Origin of the sequence: Mesorhizobium alhagi CCNWXJ12-2, from assembly GCF_000236565.1 — a bacterium.
GTDB classification, from domain to species: domain Bacteria; phylum Pseudomonadota; class Alphaproteobacteria; order Rhizobiales; family Rhizobiaceae; genus Allomesorhizobium; species Allomesorhizobium alhagi.
This window is the reverse complement of record NZ_AHAM01000299.1, coordinates 1-4,330: the sequence shown is the minus strand read 5'-3', so window position 1 is coordinate 4,330 and position 4,330 is coordinate 1. Positions and strand designations below refer to the sequence as shown.

The window sequence follows — 4,330 nt, the reverse complement described above, 5'->3', positions numbered from 1 at the left end:
TCAACAGGAATCCGGACTGGAGAGTCATCATGACAACACGATCGAATACATGTTCGACATGCTGGGTTGCGGCCCGGAGGAGATCACGCATGTGTCCTCGTCTTTCCGCCACGACCTGATGTCCGCCTATGATCTGGGGATCAAGAGCAAGGTCTGGGTCAATCGCGGCCACGAGCCGGCCAATCCCTTTTACGAGTACACCGAAATCCGCGATGTGACGCAGCTTCCTGGCGTTTTCGGCATCTGAGTCAGCGGAGCGGTCCGTCAGAAAGAGAACTGTGGCGCTTCATCCAACCGGCGAGGATTTTTCGAATTGGTTGCTCTCAGCGATCCAGGTGCGAGCAGCAGGCGGTCGGCGCCATGCCGCCGCGCCTGTGGGTCCCGATCAGGTGACTGACCCCGCCGCATCGAGCGAAGCCTATTTTCGCGCAGCTTCGGCAACTCTGGCCCTGCGGGCGGGCTCCTCCGAACCGGACATGTCGGCGGCCCTGCTCGAGCGCCTCTATGGCGTAACGGGATCGGTCGCGACATTGTCCTCCGAGATCGAGCGCACCGTTGCGGTCGATCTGCCGGACGGCCGCCGCATGATCCTGAAGACCTCGACCAGATCGGAGGCAGTCGACAGCTTTCGTTTCCAGGCGGCCGCGATTGCTGGATTGCGAGGGGCCGCGGGATTTGTCGCCCCCGAAGTGATCCCGACCAGCAGCGGCGCATTGGTGTTCGAGCATGAGGGGGTTTGCGGCTATTTGCAGACCCGGCTGGAAGGCATCGCGGTGCACCAGGCGCAACTCACCCCCGACCTGCTCTTTCGAACCGGCAGCGCGCTGGCGCGGCTGGACCTGGCCCTTGATCGGGTCAGCCCGCCCGCAACGGACCGCCCCATCCTGTGGCACATCGGTTGCTGGCCGAGGTTGATGGAATTCGCGCAATACCTGCCCTCCGCGCCCGTCGCCGAGCAGGTGGGCGTCGCAATGGCAGAGTATGTGGAGTTCGTTGAGCCACACATCTCGAACGTGGCGTGGCAGGTCACGCACAATGATCCCAGCCCCTTCAACATGATGGTGACCGGCCAGGGTATGGGTTTTATCGATTTTGGCGATGGCTGCTGGAGCCCCAGGATCCAGGATCTGGCGATCGCAGCAAGTCACATCGTGAAGGATCCGACCCTTCCTTTGGGCGGGCCGAACAACTTATTGCAGGCTATGCCTCTGTCATTCCACTTTCGGCGCTGGAAGCGAGACTGCTCGTGGGACTAATGCGGGCGCGGCAAAGCGCATTGATCTTGGTCAACTACTGGCGATCCCACCTTTTTCCGGCCGACGCCCAGTACATCAAGAAGAATGTCGCGCGTGCCGAGCACGGCCTTTCCATCCTAACCCCTCTAGGCGCCGCATCGGGCGAGGCGGCAGTTTTGGCGGCAATGTCGTCGTCCCAGCTGTAACGCATTTCGGTTCGCTCGACCGGGACGGTCGCCAAAAGAACAACGGCGAATTGATCAAGGTACTCTTTCAGATAGGCAGCAGTACATGTCCACAGATCTCATGCCCAATCGCTACAGACCCGGCGAATCCGACCTCCCCAGGCGCGAGTCCGAGCTGATTGCGCGCCGTGACGATGTTCTAGGTGCTTCTTATCGCCTCCAGTACCGTCGGCCCGTGCACTTCGTTCGCGGCGAAGGCATGTGGCTCTACGATCCTGACGAGCGAGCCTATCTTGATTTCTACAATAACGTGCCGTCTCTCGGCCATTGCCACCCGGAAGTAAACGCTGCGATGGCTGAACAGGCGGGACGAATAAGCGCCAACACGCGCTATCTCGAGCCAAAACTGGTCGACTATGCCGAGCGGCTGGTCGATACATTCCCAAACGAGCTCGACCGGGTGGTTTTTACTTGCACGGGGAGTGAATCCAACGATCTTGCCCTGCGTATTGCGCGGTTTGCCAGCGGCAATGAAGGCGTGATCGTCTCAAGCTACGCCTATCACGGCACCAGTGCGGCTGTCGCCGCAGTGTCCCCGAACCTGGGCGACGCGGTCAAGCTCAGCCCCTTCGTGCGCATGGTATCGCTACCCGGGCCAGCGGGCGTGCCGGATGGCCAGGCTGCGGAGTTTTTCGAGGCGCAAGTTCGCGCGGCCATTGTGGATCTGAACCGTCGTGGCATCGGCATTGCGGCCCTGCTCATCGACAGCATCTTTTCCAGCGATGGCGTATGGGTTGATCCTCCTGGCTTCATTGCCAGTGGAGTTTCGGCGGTGCGCGAGGCAGGTGGCCTCGTCATCGCCGACGAAGTTCAGGCGGGATTCGGGCGGACCGGCGCTCATATGTGGGGCTTTGAGCGGCATGGGATCGTTCCGGATCTGGTGACCCTCGGCAAGCCGATGGGCAATGGGTTTCCGATCGGCGCTGTCGTTGGTCGCAGGGCACCGATGGACCGATTTGGCACCACCGCGCGCTACTCGAACACATTCGCCGGAAATACGGTTGGCATCGCGACGGCGGACGCGGTCCTGACGATCCTGCAGCGTGACCAGATCCCCCAGAATGCGCTTGCCATGGGCCAGCGCCTCCGGGCCGGGCTGGAGAAACTTGCGAAGCAGCGGTCCGGCATCCATGCAATCCGCAACGCCGGTCTCTTTTTTGGCATCGACATGGGGCCCGAGGGCACAGCGGCGGCAGGCCGGCGTGCCATGGCGCTGGATGTGGTGAACGCAATGCGGGACGATGGTGTGCTGATCAGCACGACAGGGGCCAACGAGGATTCGCTGAAAGTGCGCCCTCCGCTCGTTTGCCAAGCCGAACATGTTGACCTCTTCCTTGCATGCATGGAGCGTGCGCTCATCAAGCTCGCAAGCTAGACCGCAAACCTGCGAGCAGGTGGCCAGGCCCTGGTCCAATGCCTTCAATTGGCGCCATTCTCGGGTAAGACAGTTTCGTTTTCGACGGCTCCTCACCCGAGGCCAAGGGCTATAGGTGGCCCGGATCCGGTAGGCAATGTGGTCCAAAGAACAGGACAGTCAATTCCCCGGTGGCCTGGCCCCGAATGCAGCGAATTTTTTTGCGCGAGTGCTGACCTGAAGCGGCCGTGTTCGAGACTTTCGATGAGCTAAACCCGAACAAATCAGGTCAGCGGTCTTTCATGCTTCATGCAAGGGACTGCGTCTTTTTAGAGCTCCCTATCGCGGTCCTGGTTTGGTCGCCGAAAGGGGTACTGATCAGATTCAGACAGCCTGCGTCACGAGCTTGGTGTTGACGTAGGCGTCCATTGCTTCGGTCCCGCCTTCCGAGCCGTAGCCGGAATCCTTCATCCCGCCGAAAGGCAGCTCCGGCAGCGCCAGGCCGTGATGATTGATCGAGATCATCCCACTCTCGACGTCGCGTCCGAGATCTCCCATAACCTTCGCGGAACAGGTGTAGGCATAGGCCGCAAGCCCGTAGGGGAGACGGTTGGCCTCGGCGATCGCCTCGCCGTAGCCGCCGAAGCGGCTCACGAGCGCGATCGGCCCGAAGGGTTCCTCGTTCGCAATACGGGCATCGCGTGGAACGCCCGTGAGCACCGTGGGCTGGAAGAAATAACCGCGATTGCCGATGCGCACCCCGCCGGTCTCGATCCGCGCCCCGCGCTCGACCGCGTCGGCAATCAGCATCTCCATGGCGTCGACTCTGCGCCGGTTGGCGAGCGGTCCCATCGTCACGGCCTCGTCGGAGCCGTTGCCGACTTTCACCGCCTCGGTGGCGCGGACGAACCCTTCGAGGAAGGTATCGTACACGCTGTCCGCAACCAGGAACCGGGTCGGCGCGACGCAGACCTGGCCGGCATTGCGGAACTTCGCCCCGGCCAGCATGCGGACGGCGAGGCCGACATCGGCATCGTCGAACACGATCGCCGGCGCGTGTCCGCCAAGTTCCATCGTCACCCGTTTCATGTGCGCGCCGGCGAGCGCCGCCAGCTTCTTGCCCACGGCCGTCGATCCCGTGAAAGAGATCTTCCTGATCAGGGGGTGGGGAACGAGATGTTCCGAGATCGTCGCCGGAATGCCGAAGATGAGGTTCAGAACCCCTGCAGGGACCCCCGCATCGGCGAAGGCCCGCACCAGTTCGGCGCAGCTTGCAGGAGTCTCCTCCGGCCCCTTCAGGATGACCGAGCAGCCCGCCGCCAGGGCGGCCGAAACCTTGCGCACTGCCTGGTTGAGCGGAAAGTTCCACGGCGTGAAGGCCGCCACGGGCCCGACCGGCTCGCGGACCACGAGCTGCGTGACATTCGTGGCGCGAGCCGGAACCAGCCGCCCGTAGGTACGCCGCGCCTCCTCGGCGAACCATTCGATCGTGTCGG

3 protein-coding genes and 1 pseudogene are annotated in these 4,330 nt (G+C 62.4%); 3 read left to right on the top strand and 1 reads right to left on the bottom strand.

The features are described 5' to 3' along the window. The 3 genes and pseudogenes from MAXJ12_RS31085 to MAXJ12_RS31075 all read left to right on the top strand — a co-directional run. Nucleotides 1-247, top strand: a pseudogene (locus tag MAXJ12_RS31085) (haloacid dehalogenase type II); the annotation flags it as partial. Nucleotides 248-389: 142 nt separating this feature from the next. Then, nucleotides 390-1,256: a phosphotransferase enzyme family protein gene (locus MAXJ12_RS31080; protein WP_244421669.1), complete on the top strand. Its 867-nt coding sequence runs from the start codon at nt 390-392 to the stop codon at nt 1,254-1,256. 270 nt (nt 1,257-1,526) lie between these two features. Further along, nucleotides 1,527-2,855, top strand: coding sequence for an aspartate aminotransferase family protein (locus MAXJ12_RS31075; protein WP_008840160.1), 1,329 nt, complete (start codon nt 1,527-1,529; stop codon nt 2,853-2,855). A 363-nt stretch (nt 2,856-3,218) separates the two neighbouring features. Here MAXJ12_RS31075 and MAXJ12_RS31070 read toward each other — a convergent pair. Beyond that, a partial coding sequence (locus MAXJ12_RS31070; RefSeq protein WP_008840159.1) for an NAD-dependent succinate-semialdehyde dehydrogenase occupies nt 3,219-4,330 on the bottom strand: 1,112 nt, incomplete at its 5' end.

Coding starts and splice junctions, on each gene's coding strand:
- MAXJ12_RS31075 (WP_008840160.1), top strand. CDS start 1,527: ATGTCCACAGATCTCATGCCCAATCGCTACAGACCCGGCGAATCCGAC.